At 62.7% G+C, this 16,703-nt stretch carries 20 protein-coding genes; 8 read left to right on the plus strand and 12 right to left on the minus strand.

Annotated elements, in window-relative coordinates; translation table 11 throughout:
- Positions 1-88: 88 nt before the first annotated feature.
- The gene (locus AAG612_RS09050) at positions 89-340 is read right to left on the minus strand and encodes a hypothetical protein (RefSeq protein ID WP_342509435.1); all 252 of its coding nucleotides are present in this window, start codon (positions 338-340) and stop codon (positions 89-91) included.
- Positions 341-471: 131 nt separating this feature from the next.
- Between AAG612_RS09050 and AAG612_RS09055 the strand changes: the two genes are divergently transcribed.
- Positions 472-966 carry a DUF4870 family protein gene (locus AAG612_RS09055; protein WP_342509437.1) on the plus strand — a complete coding sequence of 165 codons (495 nt, stop codon included), beginning with the start codon at positions 472-474 and terminating at the stop codon, positions 964-966.
- An 18-nt stretch (positions 967-984) separates the two neighbouring features.
- On the opposite strand, the gene AAG612_RS09060 is transcribed toward AAG612_RS09055, so the two are convergent.
- Positions 985-1,776, minus strand: a complete 792-nt coding sequence (locus AAG612_RS09060) for a hypothetical protein (protein ID WP_342509439.1) — start codon at positions 1,774-1,776, stop codon at positions 985-987.
- A 263-nt stretch (positions 1,777-2,039) separates the two neighbouring features.
- Here AAG612_RS09060 and AAG612_RS09065 point away from each other — a divergent pair, with 263 nt between their 5' ends.
- From AAG612_RS09065 to AAG612_RS16315, 3 genes are all read left to right on the plus strand, one after another.
- Complete coding sequence (locus AAG612_RS09065) at positions 2,040-2,567, plus strand: thermonuclease family protein (RefSeq protein ID WP_342509441.1); 528 nt, start codon at positions 2,040-2,042, stop codon at positions 2,565-2,567.
- Between the two features lie 454 nt (positions 2,568-3,021).
- The gene (locus tag AAG612_RS09070; protein ID WP_342509443.1) at positions 3,022-3,423 is read left to right on the plus strand and encodes a hypothetical protein; all 402 of its coding nucleotides are present in this window, start codon (positions 3,022-3,024) and stop codon (positions 3,421-3,423) included.
- A 168-nt stretch (positions 3,424-3,591) separates the two neighbouring features.
- A complete protein-coding gene (locus tag AAG612_RS16315; RefSeq protein WP_425341843.1) occupies positions 3,592-3,705 on the plus strand; it encodes an SEC-C metal-binding domain-containing protein in 114 nt (37 codons plus the stop codon).
- A gap of 438 nt (positions 3,706-4,143) precedes the next feature.
- Here the strand turns inward: AAG612_RS16315 and AAG612_RS09075 are convergent, their stop codons facing one another.
- The 4 genes from AAG612_RS09075 to AAG612_RS09090 form a co-directional block, all read right to left on the minus strand.
- The gene (locus AAG612_RS09075; RefSeq protein WP_342509445.1) at positions 4,144-4,545 is read right to left on the minus strand and encodes a hypothetical protein; all 402 of its coding nucleotides are present in this window, start codon (positions 4,543-4,545) and stop codon (positions 4,144-4,146) included.
- Complete coding sequence (locus AAG612_RS09080; RefSeq protein ID WP_342509447.1) at positions 4,545-5,048, minus strand: hypothetical protein; 504 nt, start codon at positions 5,046-5,048, stop codon at positions 4,545-4,547. Before AAG612_RS09080 ends, AAG612_RS09075 begins: the two co-directional genes overlap by 1 nt.
- A 19-nt stretch (positions 5,049-5,067) precedes the next feature.
- A complete protein-coding gene (locus AAG612_RS09085) occupies positions 5,068-6,129 on the minus strand; it encodes a ribonucleotide-diphosphate reductase subunit beta (RefSeq protein WP_342509449.1) in 1,062 nt (353 codons plus the stop codon).
- A gap of 156 nt (positions 6,130-6,285) precedes the next feature.
- Positions 6,286-6,873 (minus strand): hypothetical protein, encoded by a 588-nt coding sequence (locus tag AAG612_RS09090; protein ID WP_342509451.1) that lies wholly within the window; start codon positions 6,871-6,873, stop codon positions 6,286-6,288.
- Positions 6,874-6,926: 53 nt separating this feature from the next.
- Here AAG612_RS09090 and AAG612_RS09095 point away from each other — a divergent pair, with 53 nt between their 5' ends.
- The 3 genes from AAG612_RS09095 (at position 6,927) to AAG612_RS09105 (ending at position 8,303) form a co-directional block, all read left to right on the plus strand.
- Positions 6,927-7,073, plus strand: a complete 147-nt coding sequence (locus tag AAG612_RS09095; RefSeq protein ID WP_342509453.1) for a hypothetical protein — start codon at positions 6,927-6,929, stop codon at positions 7,071-7,073.
- Between the two features lie 138 nt (positions 7,074-7,211).
- Complete coding sequence (locus AAG612_RS09100) at positions 7,212-7,454, plus strand: DUF2171 domain-containing protein (protein ID WP_342509455.1); 243 nt, start codon at positions 7,212-7,214, stop codon at positions 7,452-7,454.
- A 192-nt stretch (positions 7,455-7,646) separates the two neighbouring features.
- Positions 7,647-8,303 carry a hypothetical protein gene (locus AAG612_RS09105; protein ID WP_342509456.1) on the plus strand — a complete coding sequence of 219 codons (657 nt, stop codon included), beginning with the start codon at positions 7,647-7,649 and terminating at the stop codon, positions 8,301-8,303.
- Between the two features lie 375 nt (positions 8,304-8,678).
- Here AAG612_RS09105 and AAG612_RS09110 read toward each other — a convergent pair whose 3' ends face one another.
- The 5 genes from AAG612_RS09110 to AAG612_RS09130 form a co-directional block, all read right to left on the minus strand.
- Positions 8,679-9,086, minus strand: a complete 408-nt coding sequence (locus AAG612_RS09110) for an SPFH domain-containing protein (protein WP_342509458.1) — start codon at positions 9,084-9,086, stop codon at positions 8,679-8,681.
- 71 nt (positions 9,087-9,157) lie between these two features.
- Entirely contained in the window at positions 9,158-11,236 is a 2,079-nt protein-coding gene (locus AAG612_RS09115) for a ribonucleoside-diphosphate reductase subunit alpha (protein WP_342509460.1), read from the minus strand.
- A 450-nt stretch (positions 11,237-11,686) separates the two neighbouring features.
- Entirely contained in the window at positions 11,687-11,968 is a 282-nt protein-coding gene (locus AAG612_RS09120; protein ID WP_342509462.1) for a hypothetical protein, read from the minus strand.
- A 98-nt stretch (positions 11,969-12,066) separates the two neighbouring features.
- Complete coding sequence (gene nadB, locus AAG612_RS09125; RefSeq protein WP_342509464.1) at positions 12,067-13,653, minus strand: L-aspartate oxidase; 1,587 nt, start codon at positions 13,651-13,653, stop codon at positions 12,067-12,069.
- Between the two features lie 99 nt (positions 13,654-13,752).
- Positions 13,753-14,130 (minus strand): hypothetical protein, encoded by a 378-nt coding sequence (locus AAG612_RS09130; protein WP_342509466.1) that lies wholly within the window; start codon positions 14,128-14,130, stop codon positions 13,753-13,755.
- A 20-nt stretch (positions 14,131-14,150) separates the two neighbouring features.
- Here AAG612_RS09130 and AAG612_RS09135 point away from each other — a divergent pair, with 20 nt between their 5' ends.
- Entirely contained in the window at positions 14,151-14,711 is a 561-nt protein-coding gene (locus AAG612_RS09135; protein WP_342509469.1) for a hypothetical protein, read from the plus strand.
- 33 nt (positions 14,712-14,744) lie between these two features.
- Here AAG612_RS09135 and AAG612_RS09140 read toward each other — a convergent pair whose 3' ends face one another.
- A complete protein-coding gene (locus tag AAG612_RS09140; RefSeq protein ID WP_342509472.1) occupies positions 14,745-16,619 on the minus strand; it encodes a GGDEF domain-containing protein in 1,875 nt (624 codons plus the stop codon).
- Positions 16,620-16,703 lie beyond the last annotated feature (84 nt).

The following is a 16,703-nucleotide window of genomic DNA, read 5'->3' on the forward strand; positions in this document are numbered from 1 at the left end:
CGGCATCGGCGCGTGGCGGCGGGAGCGGTGGCGGGCTTCGGACAGGCCTGGCACCCGCACACCGCTGTAGGACAGGCGCGCGGCGACCCTATTCGTCGGGCGCGGCGGCCTCTTCTTCCGCGTCGCCCTGCGCCATCTCTTCGGGCGGCACGTTGGTCATCTCGGTTTCGGGCACGTCGACCGGAACGCTGTTAGCCTCCTCGTCGGCGACGATCAGTTCGCCGCCGCTCTCGTCGGTGGCGTCGACTTCGTACGTGGTGTCCTCGCTCTCGGCGTTGCACGCGGCGAGCGACAGCGCGGCGAGAATCGCGACGGCGGCGGAGATGGAACGGACGGTCATGGCAAAGCTCCCTCGATCGGCTGAACGAAGCGCGAAAATCGCATCGTCGCGCAGCATTGGCAAGCTCTGCGGTTTCATGCGCCCGCGGCTTGGGGTATTACGCGCATGGTACGGCGAGGGAGACACCGGGCATGAGCAGGACGCAATACGGCATGGGCCACGGCGAGGTTGGTCGCGAGGCGCAGCCCGCAGACCAGGGCGCCTCGAACACCGGCGTGACGCTCTATCGCCCGATCATCTACCTCGCCAATCTGTTCACCGGTTTCAGCGTGCTGATCGGCCTGATCCTCGCCTATGTGTGGCGCAACGACGCGGATGTGACCGAGTGGGAGGAGACGCACCTCACCTACCTCATCCGCACCTTCTGGATCGGCTTCTGGCTGATGCTGCTGACCATCCTCGCGGTGGTGGGCGGAGCGATCGCGGTGTCGGTCGGCGTTCCGCTGGCAGACTACGCGGGGCAGCAGGGCGACGGCCCGCCGCCGCCCGCCGTGGTCGCAATGTTTTTCGGCGCGCTGCTGATCGGCTTTCTGCTGTTCGTCTGGTACTGCGTGCGCAGCATCCTCTCGCTCGCCAATGCGGCCAACCGGCGGCCGATGCCGAGCCCCAAGACTTGGCTGTTCTGAGATAGGGCGCGCAGACGATCACTCTTCGTCGATATCTTCGGTCATGATGTCCTCGGCCATCGTGTCGGCCTCGGCAGCGCGTGCTTCCCTCGCCTCCCGCTCCTCATTTTCGATACGGCCCCAGTCCCGGCTCTCGATCGCGCGCTGCATGATGATGTTCCAGGGCTCGTTCGGCCCGTCCAGCTGGCGTCCAATATCCTGCGCCATCAGCTGCGATGCGCGATCCTCTTGCGTGAGAAGGATCATGCGCTCCGCTTCGAGCATGGCGACCCGCGCATCGGATGGGGCTGCAGCAACCTTGGCGTAGAACCGCGTCAGCCTCAGCCACGGCGCATCCTCGGCCAGCACGTCTTCCGCCCAGCGCGAAAAGGGCCCACCGGCCGATCGCCATTCGCCATCGCGCCGTTCGAGGAAGAACAGCGCGGTGGTATCGGCGGGGAACATGTAACGGATACAGCCGCCGATGTAGCTCAGCGGGTGGGCCTCTTCGAGTTCGTAGGGATCGCTGAATACGTAGTAGCCGCGCCCGTTCGTGTCCTCGACCGTGTAGGCACCTCGGATCGTGATCGGTGCGGGCGGCATCGTGCCCTTGACGGCTTCGACGGGTTCGACCGTAATCGCCGACTCGAACGGCCCTTCAGCCTCATCGCCGCCGCTCACCCTGCCGAGGAGGATGAGCTGAGCATCGGCTGCCAGCTCCAGATTGGTCGGCACGCGATAATCGGAAACGACGCTGCACGCCTGCGCCGCCGGGGGTGCGATGACGCCGGACAGGATGGCGATGGCGGTGAGTGCGTATCTGACGGACATGAACGGGACTCCCTGGGCTTCGTGGCGCAGGGTAAGCCGCAGGAGCGAAGACGCAAGCGCCCTCCCGACTGGTTGAGCGAGCATCGCAGCCAAGGCCAAGACACGTCTCTTTTGAACGGCTTAGCAGCTCTTCGCAGGGGATGGCGTTCACTTCTTCTTGAGGAATTCTGCGCGATGATGCGAGCATGGGAGAACCCGTGCCATTTCGTCGAACCGGCTTTCGTCGCGACCGAAGTCGCGTCGGGAATGGTGCGGGAAATCGCGTGGGTGGAGAGCGATCTTCGGGTGCGGCCTGGCACGTTTCGGCTCGGGTCTTCGGCGTGGTGCTGGTCGCGGCGCCGCTGGCGGTGTTCACCGCGATCCTCTTTGCCGACGGCGTGCCCGGTGTGGTGGCGGCAGGGCCGGGCAAGACGCCGGCGGCCCAAGCGCGGCAGATCGTCTCGGCGCGTTTTTCGCGCTGCATTGGCGGCGCGCGGCATACCTGCGTGGTCGATGGCGACACGATCTGGCTGGAAGGCACCAAGATCCGCATCGCCGATATCGACGCGCCGGAAATCTCGCAGCCGTCCTGCGAGGCGGAGCGGATCGTCGGCGAACGTGCGACCGAGCGGTTGACGCGGTGGCTCAACGCAGGCGCGTTCGAGGTCCACCCCAACCCCGAAGGCCGCGACACCGACCGCTACGGCCGCAAGCTGCACGTGCTGGCGCGAAACGGCGAGAGCGCGGTCGAGGCGCTGGCGGCACACGGTGTTGCCAGCCGCTGGGGCGGCAGGGGCAAGAACTGGTGCTGAGCAAGGCTGCGGGCGCGATTTGAGCGCTGCGAGCGGCGATCGAAAGCCGTCGATGGCGATGCCCCGGGGCGATGGCCTGACACACCTGACACAGTGTCCAGAAGCAAAAAAGCGCGCGCGCTGTTCGCAGCCTGAATGGCCGGGCACCAACAGTGCAGTACATGGGAAAGACGGCGGACATGCGCGCAAAAGCCTAGCACTGCGCCTCGCCTGTAGGACAGCGCGGGTCGCACACCCAGCGCGGTCCGCGCTTGCCTTCTGCACGGCCCGATCTATCGGGCTGCACCCGCCGGAGGATGGTCCGCCCGCGCGACAGCTTCACCTGTGAGGGAGGTAGCCGATGTTTGCACTGCTGTTTCCCGCGCCACAGGGATAGCACGCGCCTGAGCGTGAGTGTCGGCCCGCGTTCGAAGGAACGCGCGCCTGCCTGACAGCCCCTCGCGGGGGAATTTGCATGTATCTGCGATTTACCGTGCCCACGGAGCACGGCGGCACGGTTACGCGTGCGCGCCTTGCGCCGGGGCCGTTCCGGCTCGCCTGCAATCTCTATTGGAATGGCGAGCACGATAGTGATCCGGTGCTGCTCGCGCTGCGGCGCGAACTGGACTGGTTCAACGATCAGTTGCCCGTGCCCGAGCGCTTCGACGTGAAGGCGCGCGGGCGGTGGTTCAGCGACGGCGTCTGCTGGTTCCGCGACGATGCGCGCGAGATGCTTGCCCATATGGAAGCGCTCGTCAGCCTGGTCGAGGAATGCGGCGTGCCGGTGGAGCGCAACTGGACCCGCGACCCGGGCCAGCTGCTCTACCGCGACCGCTGGCAGATCGTCGCCATGCCGGATCGGCATTCGATCCATTGAGTGAGTGCCCGGGCGCGCGGTGCGTCCGGGCACAATAACAGGAGGTTACGATGACCCACGATTACGAACACTACGACACCGGCCCAAGCTTTCGAGCGGACCAGCAAGCGGCGTAAGGGCTTCCCCAGCGAGAAGCGGGTGAAGCGCCCCAAGAACGGAAAGCTGCGGATGATCAAGGGCGGCGAGATCGAACTGCTCGAAAAGCTCGGGCGGAACGACCCGTGCCCGTGCGATTCGGGGAAGAGATTTCAAACGCTGCTGCCTGCGCTCGGGCCGCTATGACGGCGCCGAGCGGCGGGATTATTGGCGGTGAGGGGTAGAGTGCGCCGGGCGGGCCGAGAGGTGCGCACGAGGCGGGACCTATTTGGATGGCCTCAACGCAGGCCGCTATCGCCGCAAGCCGCGCATGTCGGCCCGCGCGTGTCGGCGCGGCGCGGTGGCGAGGCGGACGTCCCGCTTGCGCCTTAATTTCAGCCTTGTGGGCCGCACCCGCTGAACGAATGGCCCAACAGGCCAGATGCTGCAAATAGGAAGATAGCCGATTTTACGCCGCTGCTTCCTTCACTACAGAGTAAGCAAGCGCATTCACGTGATCGCTGCTTTCGAGCTTCTAAATGCGCCGGCACACGAATCAAATCAGATACACTTTCGCCTTCACACTGCAGCCGGGCGTCTCCGCTCCTTGATATCTGGTGTCCCTAAGATTGGGTCCCAAAGCCGCTAAAAGGGTATATCGTCCTCGCCGCCTTGAATCTCGGACAACCCTAAATCGTTGAGTAGATCTGATATGACCTTATCGGCTCCACGAGCGTTCCGCCCAGCGGCATCGAAAAGGTCCTTCATCAAAGGGTAATACCCTCCGTAATCACCCACGGTAGGACGTAGATCTCCGAACGTATTATCACTGAATGACTCCACCGCCGTACCGGTTGAATCGTAAACTATGATCCAGATGTCGGAGCCCCTATCGCTGACTTCCTTGAGCACCTCGATGCGCTTGTCACCAACTTTCGTCGCAAAAGTGTTTTTCGTTGAGGCGCTCGTCCACTGCCGTTCTCCAATCAAAGTCTGACGATGAAGTCCTTCGACCAGCGCACGAAATTGACCTAGAGCTTGAGGCATTATTGTTCTCTTTGTATCTTAATGCGGATTTTAACGAGTGCGGCGTGTATCTCTCTGAAACTCTCTTGTGTCTTTGAAAGATCGTTTTGGGATGATCTTCTTTCAATATCTGGTCTGGCTTCTAAATTGGTCGCATGACTGACCGCCTCCTTAAGGGTCATCTTTGTGACCACATCGGCAGCAGACATATGCTCTTTGATCGCAATAAGAGATTTCACAAGGCCATCGCATGTTCGACGCCAGACATCTGCGTCTTCGTTATTCAATTCGTCTTTAAGTCGACTGAGCGCGCTTTCCGCAACCGCGACTTCCTGATAAATATCAAACTGCGAGATTCGAAGTTTCAAAGCGGCAATCGCTTTTCTCGACGCTTCAGTTGACGTCTCAATTCTATTCAGTTGGGAAATTGCGATGAAAATCCCAACAACAGCCACACCAAGACCGACAACACTCGCGATTGACGCGAATATTTGCCATCCATCGGAGGTGAAGAACTGCGCCATCTCGCTGCTGAATTAAGACCTACTCCGCCGCCTGCACACCCTCGCCATCATCCCCGAACAGCCCCGGGCCGTCGTCGGCCTCTTCCTCGTTCGCGGCCTTGCCGGCGCCTTGGCGCTTGTCGAAGGTGCTCCACACCGTGTTCCAGTCGCCCTTGGTGGCGCCCTTGGAATATTCGGTGGCGCGCTGTTCGAAGAAGTTGGCGTGCTCCACGCCGTTCAGCAGCGGGGTCAGCCACGGCAGCGGGTGCTCGTCGATCATGTAGATCGGCTGCAGGCCCAGCTGGCCCAGCCGCCAGTCTGCGATGTAGCGGATGTACTTCTTGATTTCCTTCGCGGTCATGCCGCTGACCGGGCCCATCTCGAAGGCGAGGTCGATGAAGTTGTCTTCCAGCCGCACCGACTTCTGGCAGATGTCGATAATGTCTTCCTTCACCGCCTTGGTGTAGCAGTCGCGCTCGCGCACGAATTCGTGGAACAGGCGGATGATGCCTTCGCAGTGAAGGCTTTCGTCGCGGACCGACCAGCTGACGATCTGCCCCATGCCCTTCATCTTGTTGTAGCGCGGGAAGTTCATCAGCATCGCGAAGCTGGCGAACAGCTGCATGCCTTCGGTGAAACCGCCGAACGCGGCGAGCGTGCGGGCGATATCCTCGTCCGTGTCGACGCCGAACTGCTGCAGGTAGTCGTGCTTGTCCTTCATCTCCTCGTATTCAAGGAACATGCCGTACTCGCTTTCGGGCATGCCGATCGTGTCGAGCAGGTGGCTGTAGGCCGCAATGTGGATCGTCTCCATGTTGGAGAACGAGGCGAGCATCATCTTGATCTCGGTCGGCTTGAAGACCCGGCCGTATTTCTCGTGATAGCAGTCCTGCACCTCGACATCGGCCTGGGTGAAGAAGCGGAAGATCTGCGTGAGCAGGTTACGCTCGTGCTCCGACAGCTTCTGCGCCCAGTCGCGGCAATCCTCGCCCAGCGGCACTTCCTCGGGCATCCAGTGAACCTGCTGCTGGCGCTTCCAGAAGTCGTACGCCCACGGATATTCGAAGGGCTTGTAGGTCTTGCGGGCTTCGAGCAGCGACATTGGTGGTTCTCCGGGGCGCGGGGGCCTTCTGCGGTGGTTGGGATCTTGGTGGGTCTGGTAACATAAGGAATCACAGCGGTGATTCGATAGCAAGCATGGCCAATGGGTCGGGGATAAGCCGGGCGCGATGCTACCGCCTTTGGCCCGGGGCCGCGGCTAGCCGGGGGTGATCGCTTCGGCGAGAAAATAGATTGCCGTCAGGATCGCCGCCCCGCCCGCGACTGCAAAGATCAGGCCGGGCATCGCATCGCCGTCGATCGATTGCATCGAGCGCCGGTGCTCCTCCTCTTCCTCCAGCGCGGCGAGTTCTTCGGGCGACATCATGTTGCGGCGGGCCCGATCCCACAGATGGGCGCAGAATGTGACGAAGCCGAAGGTGAGCCCCATCGCGAGGAAGCCCCAGCCCTCGCCCAGAACATGCTCGAGCTCGTCCATGAAGTTTTCCTGGAAGACGAACAGCGCGGGCATGCCGACAAGGACGAAGGCAGCCCCCGCAAGGATCTGGCGCAGCGAACGGGGCGGTTCGTCGTATTCATGATCGAGCGCCAGCAGCTCGGCATGGTCGTGGTTGCCCTTCGCGACGGCGCGGGCGATGCGCCACTCGCGAAACCGCCACCGCGCCCACGGGACAAGCGGGATCGCGCCTCCGACGAGCGCCGGGACGAGCAGCCACCACAGCTCGTCGGGAGTAAACCCGCTCGCCCCGATCCGGATGATCTCTCCGCCCCCCATGGTCCAAAGCATGAAGGAACAGCGCTTTTCACTCAATGGTTTGGTGGGGTGAAAGGAAACACCCCATGAAAGATCGCGATTACGAACCGGGCGACAGCCGCAGGGTCACGTTGAAGAAGGAAAGCGGCGGGATCGAACCGCCTCGCACCGGGCCGCGCGTGGAGGAGACGCGCGACGATGACACGCGCGAGGAAGATCCGGCCAAGGGCTGAGCTTCAGCGGGTCACCGGATCGCGAAGCGTGGCTCTCGGTCGACGAAACGAGGAACGATCCGGCGCCCACAGCCGTTCTCTACACATACACAAGGCCAAAGCAGGCCTTTGATTAAAAACGAAAGATTGGAGCATTTTATGTTCGAGAAGATCCGCATCAAGGAACACATGGAAATCGTCGACACGACCGGCCAGCACGTCGGCACGGTGGACGAAGTCGAAGACGAGCGCATCAAGCTGACCAAGTCCGATGCGATGGACAGCCAGCACCATTTCATCGCGCTCGACGCGGTGGACAAGCTCGAAGAGAACCGCGTCGTCCTGAAGGAAGGCACGCCCCTTCCCGTCGGCCTCGGCAACAAGGCGACTGCGCCTGCATAACCGATATTTCGATAAGCCGGTCTGACGGCCTATCGATAAGAGAACCCCGGAGCGCCATCTCGGTGCGCCGGGGTTTCTTGTATGCGACTGAAGTGCCGCTCCCCCCCCCCGGATAGGTACGGGGGTCGCCTCTTCGCATTTCAAAGTGTACTATCGTGCCGGGTTCGCTGACTGAATTCGGGACGAAAGGTCATGCCAAGCATCCAGCACATAACAATTCAGGGTGAGGACGGTTACGACTACGCCCTGGCCCTCGATTTCGACGATTCCGCGATCATGGAAGACAGCTTCCGAATGGTCGTGCGGGCGCTGAAGTTCGAGGCGGGCGATCGCTCCTCCGACAGGCGACCGATCGCGACGCTCAAAGCGTCGGTCTCGATCAATCCGTTCGAGGGACGCGCGGAAATTACTCTGGGCGAGAACACCTATTCGGTCGACCTGGCTAGCGCCCCGCTCCCGCCCCCCGAAGCGATCAATTTCGATAGACCCTATCTCAACAGTATCGCCGAACCCGTGGGCGACTCCGTCAGATATCTGGGCCATGCGATCGAAAATCTGGTCGACGCCCTGCCTTCTCCCGATCCGTTCATGGGCTGCATGATCAAGGGAGGTTTGTCCGCCAGCATCGGTCAGGCCGTCGAATGCTATACGGATCTCGTGAAGGCGGAACGGCGCGATGCGGTGGAGCGCGAAGAAGACCGCGATTGGTGGGAGCGCAAGAGACTTCCGCAACCGCGACGCCCATCGCTCAGGCGCATGTTTCGTTGCATGCGCCGCAATGGGCTGAACATTTTGGGGAGCGCCGCGAAACGCGCCGGGCGATGTGCGCTTACCCTCGGGCTGTTCTGATCAGGATGTGAATAGCTCTTCTCGATCCGCAAGTCGCGTGTCGAGTTGAAACTGCAGGTATGCTCGACCGGACGGCCCACGACATTCCTACCCAGCCTGAGGTCGAGAATGTCCTCCTGCGGCCGGGCATCGTAATATGGCGCAAGCACGCGCAGCGCGACCGCCGCTGCAAGTCCGAACGCCGATTTCCCATATGATGTGCCGCGCAGGATCCCTCCACGATGATCGCATGGGAAGACTTCCCGGCTCAAAGCATGGGCGCAAGTATCGGACTGGCGGGAGCCGGGCCGTGTGCTTGGTGGCCCGGAAAAGTCCCACGCGAAACAGCACCTTTTGCGCGCAGCGCACGGCTGGCGCGGTGATGCGGAGGAAGCGCTAATCCACTTCCCGGCGGGATGACAGCCGTGATGCTTCGGTCACCGGCAAACCGGCTTCGGTCGGCACGTAGATCAGGTTCGCGTTCGCCCGCTCGAGTGCCTGAATCTGTAGGTAGCGCAGGTAACCTTCGGGCCCGCCGAGTGAATTCTGCAAAATCTTGTTGGCACGCGCGGCGCCCTCTGCTCGCAGGACTTCCGCCTCGGCGAGCGCAACCGCGCTTTCCCTTCGCGCTTCGGCTTCGAGAATCGCGATCCTGCGGGAAGACTGCGCTTCCGCCAGCCTCGCCTCCCCCGCCAGTCTCTCCGAGTACAAGCGGTATTGCGGCACGCCCCACATCGCGAGCGGCAGCAGCAACACGCCGACCACCAGCAGGATGAGAATCAAACCCGGGTTACGCATCTTCATCCCCCCAAGCGCACAGCTTTCCGCAAAAACCTGGCGACCGACCGTACCGATGCAGCTCTATCGCAAGGCCCCTACTGACAGGCGAGGCATTCCTCGTAATCGGTTTCTTCGCCCGCGCCTGCGGCCAGTTCGTACTTCGCGGCCTCGGCGGTGTTGTCCGCCTCCACGCCGCCCGCAAAGCCTGCCCGCTGCACGCTCTTGGAGCGCAGGTAATAGAGTGACTTGATGCCCTTTTCCCACGCGTGGAAGTGCAGCATCATCAGGTCCCACTTGTCGACATCGGCGGGGATGAAGAGGTTGAGGCTCTGCGCCTGGTCGATCATCGGCGCACGATCGGCCGCGAATTCGAGCAGCCAGCGCTGGTCGACTTCGAAGCTGGTCCGGTAGGTCGCCTTTTCTTCCGGCGTCAGGAAGTCGAGATGGGCGACCGAACCGCCACGCTCGAGGATCGAATTCCACACATTGGTCGAATCCTTGCTCTTCTTCGCGAGCAGTTCCTGCAGGTAGGGGTTCTTGACCACGAAGCTGCCCGACAGGGTCTTGTGGGTGTAGATGTTCGCCGGAATCGGCTCGATACAGGCCGAGGTGCCGCCGCAGATGATGCTGATCGACGCGGTCGGTGCGATCGCCATCTTGCAGCTGAACCGCTCCATCGCGCCCATTTCTTCGGCATCGGGGCACGGCCCACGCTCGTGCGCGAGCATCATCGATGCCTCGTTGGCGGCGGTGGAGATGTGCTGGAACATCTTGATGTTCCACGCTTTCGCCATCGGCCCTTCCAATGCCAGGTTCTTCGACTGGAGGAACGAGTGGAACCCCATCACGCCCAGGCCGACCGAGCGTTCGCGCGAAGCGGAATACTTGGCGCGCGCCATTTCCGGCGGTGCGCGGTCGATATAATCCTGCAGCACGTTGTCGAGCATGCGCATGACATCCTCGATGAACTTCTTGTCGCCGTTCCACTCGTCCCACTTTTCGAGGTTGAGCGAGCTGAGGCAGCACACTGCCGTACGGTCGTTGCCGAGGTGGTCCTTGCCCGTCGGCAGCGTGATCTCGCTGCACAGGTTGGAGGTCGAAACCTTCAACCCGAGATCGCGGTGGTGCTTGGGCATCATGTTGTTCACGGTGTCCGAGAACACGATGTAAGGCTCGCCCGTGGCCAGCCGCGTCTCGACCAGCTTCTGGAACAGCGAGCGCGCGTCGACCGTCTTGCGCACGGAGCCATCGCGCGGCGAAACGAGGTCAAATTCCTCGCCCGCGCGGACCTTTTCCATGAACTCGTCGGTGACGAGAACGCCGTGGTGCAGGTTCAGCGCCTTGCGGTTGAAATCGCCGCTGGGCTTACGGATTTCGAGGAATTCCTCGATCTCCGGGTGGTTGATGTCGATGTAGCACGCGGCCGAGCCACGGCGAAGCGAGCCCTGGCTGATCGCCAGCGTCAGCGAGTCCATCACGCGCACGAAGGGAATGATCCCGCTGGTCTTGCCGTTGAGGCCGACCGGCTCGCCGATCCCGCGCACATTGCCCCAGTAGGTGCCGATGCCGCCGCCCTTGGAGGCGAGCCACACATTCTCGTTCCAGGTGTCGACGATGCCGTTGAGGCTGTCTTCCACCGAGTTGAGATAGCATGAAATGGGCAGGCCGCGCGCGGTGCCGCCGTTCGAGAGAACGGGCGTCGCGGGCATGAACCACAGGTTCGAGATATAGTCGTAGAGCCGCTGCGCGTGCTCCTGATCGTCGGCGTAGGCATCGGCCACGCGGGCGAACAGATCCTGGAAATCCTCGCCCGGGAGCAGGTAGCGATCTTTCAGCGTTTCCTTGCCGAATTCGGTCAGGTTCGCATCGCGGGCGGCGTCGGTAACGATCTCGAAACGACGCGGATTAACCTTCTTGCTGTCGGACACATCCTCGCCGCCGGCGCTGGCCGCGACCGCCTTGGCCACGGCATCGGCGGCGGCGGCTGCCACCAGTTCTTCCGATCCGCTGTCTTGCTTGTCCATCGTTACTGCCTTTGCATCGGGGGTCTGTGCGCCCCGCTTTGCGGCGGCCTTCGCCGCGTTATTCTTGCCGGCCTTGGCCCTCTTGCCAGCGGGTCGCGCCGTGTTGTCTTCAGTGGTGGAGATATCGGCCTCGCCAGTGCTGAATTCCATAGTTCCGCCCCTAAAGCATTTACGGATGGGAAGCCTGCGCGACGCCCCATGCTGTGTTCAAAACCGCGCATTGGCGGGGTGCCCCCGCGCCATCGATGCGCCTTCGCGAGACCCCTGTTGCAGGTCGCCCGGATAGGACCGGATCGCGAAGGAGAGTGAACATGAATCAGCGAGGCGGGACGCGCAAGGGCAAGACCCCGCAAAAAAGGACCGGACGACGCGCCGAAAGGTCTGGACGAGTCGGCAAAGGCACCGGTCGCGCCGATTCGGAAGCGCGCTGCCCGCGCCATCAAACTGTGGGAAAAAATCGCTGGACGGATTCAGCTTGTCGCGCGGGTCGGCTAACAGCCCCGGCCCGGTCGAAAAGTCGCGACGCGCCATGCAAAAGACCCCCGCCATTGCTGGCGAGGGCCCTCTTGCCGAAAGTCGGCTTTTATCAGGCGCTTGGCCTTATTCCATTTCGTCGGCGCGCTCGTTGATTGCGTCGGCGCGTTCGTCACCAATGTCGTCGATTTCTTCGGCGCGGGCGTTCAGCGCGTCTTCCTGAGCGTCGGTCGGCGCTTCGTCGGCCTGCTCTTCGAGAGCGGCAGCCTGATCGTCGCCGTAATCTTCGACTTCGTCGGCACGCTCTTCGAGCATGTCGCCCTGCTCTTCCACGGCGCTGTCTTCACCGCACGCGCTCAGCGCGAGGGCGGCGACGGGAAGGGCGGCGAAAAGTGCGATCTTTTTCATGGAAATGATTTCCTCTGTTTGCATCCGCCCCGATGGGCGGCTCACCCCACCAATGGCCGAGCGCCGCTATTCGGCCATAATTAGCAATTGTTATAAAATCAGCGCGGCAGCAGGACCGTATCGACCGCTACGGGATCGGTCTCCAGATGGTCGAGCGTGAAGTGCAAACCGCGGCTTTCCTGCCGTTTGAGCGCGCAGGTGACGATCAGGTCGGCCGCCTGCAACAGGTTGCGCAGCTCGATCAGATCGGTGGTGACGCGGAACTGGCCGTAATAATCCTCCACCTCGGATTGCAGCAGGCGGATGCGATTGGCCGCACGTTCGAGCCGCTTGGTCGTACGCACGATGCCGACATAGTTCCACATGAAGCGGCGGATCTCGGTCCAGTTCTGCTTGATGACGACCTCTTCGTCCGAATCGGTCACCCGGCTCGCATCCCATGGGCGGATCGGCGGCGGGGCATCGAGCTCGTCCCACATCGAAAGGATATCGCGCGCCGCCGCCTCGCCGAAGACGAAGCATTCGAGCAGCGAGTTGGACGCAAGGCGATTGGCGCCGTGCAGCCCGCTCTCGGTACATTCGCCCGCCGCCCACAGGCCGGGCAGATCGGTGCGGGCATAAAGATCCACCAGCACCCCGCCGCAGGTATAGTGCTGCGCGGGCACCACGGGGATCGGCTGGGTGGTCATGTCGATCCCGAGGCCCAGCAGCTTTTCGTGAATCGTCGGGAAATGCTCCTTCACGAACTCGGGATCACGGTGGCTGATGTCGAGATGCACGTAATCGAGGCCGTAGCGCTTGATCTCGGCATCGATCGCGCGCGCGACGATATCGCGCGGGGCCAGCTCCAGCCGCTCGGGGTCGTAGCTTTCCATGAAGCGGTCGCCGGTGCGCGGGTTGAACAGCCGCCCGCCCTCGCCGCGCACCGCCTCGGTGACGAGGAAGTTCTTGACCTCGAGATTGTAGAGGCAGGTCGGGTGAAACTGCATCATCTCCATGTTGGAGACGCGCGCACCCGCGCGCCACGCCATCGCGATCCCGTCACCGGTGGCTCCCCGGGGAGCCGTGGAGAAGAGGTAGCAGCGGCCCGCGCCGCCTGCGGCAAGCACGGTGGCACGAGCGACATGTGCTTCGACTTCGCCAGTCGCTTCGTCGAGCGCATAGGCACCCCACACCTGGCCCGCGCCCGAATAGCGTTCTTCGTGCCGCCCGGTGATCAGGTCGATGCACGTGCGGCCCGGCAGCATCGTGATGTTGGGATTGGCCTCTGCCGCCTTGAGCAGCGCCTCCTGCACCGCCCAGCCGGTCGCGTCGTTCACATGCACGATCCGCCGGTGCGAATGGCCGCCCTCGCGGGTGAGGTGCAGCGCGCCGCTTTCCTTGTTGAAAGGCACGCCCAGCTCGATCAGCCGATCGATCGCATGGGGTGCCCGCTCGATCACGAATTCGACCGTGTCGCGGTCGTTCAGCCCCGCGCCCGCGACCATCGTATCGTGGATGTGATCCTCGAACGTGTCGCCCGCATCGAGCACGGCGGCAATGCCGCCCTGCGCCCACGCGGTACTGCCGCCGGTGAGCGAGCCCTTGGCCAGCACCAGCACGCGCTTTTCCTCGGCCAAGGCGAGTGCGGCGGTGAGGCCGGCTGCGCCCGAGCCGATAACCAGAATATCGTGATCGCCTGTCATCCCGCACGCCTATGACAGGATTTGTCATGCGACAAGCGGATCGGCCACCGCCCGTCGTATCGGCAAGGGGGGGGGGGAATCCGACCGGTCGTCACTCGGTCAGACGAGTTCGACGATCTCGCATGATGGCGCGACGGACTTCCTCGGGACGGCCTGGTTCGATTGCCGGGCGCGCGGATGAGCGGCCTGTGCGTTGTCGTTCGCATGGATCGGTCGGGTGGATGAAACCACGTAGCGGTCCGGCAGGTTGACCGGGCCGTTATAGCCTTTGAGCGACATGAAAATGCCTGTTTCTTGCTTGCCGCCGGGGGATAGCGACAGCGTGCAATATGGCAGGCGGGCCTTAAGCCTCTCGCCACGGGAATGGCTAACGCGGGCTAAACTTCCGGCGATCGCGGTGTCGCGCGCGCCAGCATGACGGTTTTTGTCATTGGACAGGGCGCGCGTGCGGATCGAAGGATTGCAGCCCGTTTTCAACAGCGTGAGGGCATCCGTCAGTGAGCATTCGCACAATCCGTTCCACTGGCCTTCTTGCCGCCTGCACGATCGCCGGCATCGCCCTGCCCGCAGCGGCGCAGGAGCTGGAACCCAAGGTCTTCCTGCAGACTTCCGACGATCTCCACTTCGTTAAGGTCGATCGCCAGGGCACCACCTGCATCATGACTTTCGTGAACGAGAAGGACCAGACCGGTGTCAACCTGCTGGTCGGCCGCACCGTGCTGACCAATCAGCTCAGCCTGTTCGCGGCGACCGACATCGGCACGCATGGCGCCACATTCGAACTCAACCGCCGCACTCTGGACGGAGTGGTCGCGAGCCGGACTGCCTTCAGCAAGAAATCGCCAAAGGCAGGTTTCTACCAATATTCCTCGTCCCTCGCCCAGCTACGGTTCGACTTCGACGATGTCCGCACGACCGGCGGCTTCCTGCTGACCGAAGCGGGCAGCAAGGAACCAGCGCTGTTCGTAGGCTTCGACGGCGTCGAACGCGACCGTGCGGTGGCGGCGATGGCGCAATGCGTCGAAAGCCTGCCCGAACACTGGTCGCTGGACGACTGACCCGCGCCAATAGGGCTTCGGCCCACGACGAGCTCAGGCCGCTTCGGCAGAGGCGGCCCTGGCCTTGGCAACTTCCTTTTGCAGCCTCTCGGAAAGCGCGCGGATATCCTCCGTCTGGCCGCTGGCGCAGGTCCGGTTTCGCCCCGCCGCTTTGGCTGCATAGAGGCGTTTGTCGGCCAGTTTTATGCAGTCGCCCATACGGTCGTCCGCTTCTTCGAGAACCGCGACCCCGGCGCTGAATTTCAGCCGGTAATCGGGCGCGAAGTCGAACGCTTCGCTCGCGGCCCGCTGGCGCATATGGTCGATGATTTGCTCGGCCTCCTGCGCGCTGGCCGCAGGGAAGATCGCGAGGAATTCCTCTCCGCCCCAGCGACCCACGATATCGGTCGGTCGAACGCTGTCTTCCATGATCCGCGCGAATTCGCTCAGGATCCGGTCGCCCGCATCGTGGCCATAGGTATCGTTGCACGATTTGAAATGGTCGATGTCGAACAGGGCAACCGACGCGCGCGGCCGCTCCGTCCCCAGAATCCGAAGTGCTTCGTCCGCCCGTTCCAGCGTCGCCCGTCGGTTGGCCAGCCCGGTCAGCGGATCGGTCATGGCGAGGTGGCGGAAGCGGCGACGATGCCGCAGCAGGAAGAAGATCAGCGTGCCAAGCAGCACCAGCGTGGTGATCGAACCGACGATCACCGCGATCGCAAGCCGCAGACGCGCATTGCTTGCGCGTTCCTCAGCAGAGAGGCGACTTTGCAGTTCCTCGGTCTGGAAACGTGCCCGCAGCGCAGCAACGCCGCTTTGCAGTTCGCGGTCGTAATGGTCTTTAGCCTCGGCCTGTGCCTCGCGCATCGCGGCGTAAGCTTCTCGATTGCGACCCAGTACCGATAGCGCTTGCGCGCGCGTTTTCAGCGCTCCGATCCAGACGCCCGATGCGGTTTCACCCCTGCCGTCCGCCATTAGCGGGTCGAGAAGTTGCAGCGCCCGCGCCGGTCTGCCCTGCTCGAGCTGCAGGCTGGCCATCAGCATGGTGGCCGGAAAAGCCATCCTCTCGCCCGGGACGGCCATCGCGTCATAGACATGCTCGCAGGCCGGTGCCGCCCGCGCGATCATCTTACCCTCGAGCGCGGCTTCACATACACCTATCAGCGCGTAGTCGACGGCATACTGATTGCCATAGCTGCGCGCGAGGCGGGCCGATTCTTCGAAATCCGCCAGCCCGCTCTTCCAGTCGCCGCGAGCGAGGTGCGTATAGCCGCGCAAGAGCACCTCGTTGGAGGCGAGATCGGTAAGCTTCAGTTCTTGCATGATCGCAAAAGCTTCCGAATGCAGCTTGTTGGCATATTCGAAGTCATGGCCTTCCGAAACCAGGAAGGCGAGGACCGAGGCCGCCTTTGCCCGCTCGATCGAAGTGCGATCGGTCCCCGAATTGCGATAGGCGCGGGTTGCAAAAGCCATCGCGTCGCGCGTCTGCTCGATCATGTCGTAATAGAAGGCAAGGTCGATGCCGCGGCAGGTCCTGGCGCGACTGCCATCGGGCAAGGCTTCATAATCGCGAGCAACCGATTTCAGCGCCTGCAGCTTTTCCGGCCCCTTCATCGTCCCGACAGCTTCGCCGATGCGCAGATACATGCCGATATTATCGCTCGGGCCGAAAGCGCCGCCGATTTCCTGCGCCTTTTGCATCGCCTTTTCATATGGGGCAGAGGGCGCGCCGCTCATGTACAATGCATGAGACTTGGCGAGGTACAGTTCCGCCAGCCGGCGCGTATCGGCAGGCTGGGTAACGGCAATGGTTTTTGTGATCGAATCGACTGCCGCAGCAGGATTTCGCCCGATCTCCAGCTCCATCCGCTGGATGAGCGGATCGGTGCTACCAATGCATCGCGCGCTCGCCGGGCTGGCCAGCAGCACGGCAAGAATGCACGCCGGGACAATGATCTTCCGCAACGTCTTGAATAAGGATGAGAATTTTCCCACCCCTACGCATTAGCGGCG

Origin of the sequence: Citromicrobium bathyomarinum (genome assembly GCF_038594605.1) — a bacterium.
Classification (GTDB): Bacteria; Pseudomonadota; Alphaproteobacteria; order Sphingomonadales; family Sphingomonadaceae; genus Alteriqipengyuania; species Alteriqipengyuania bathyomarina_B.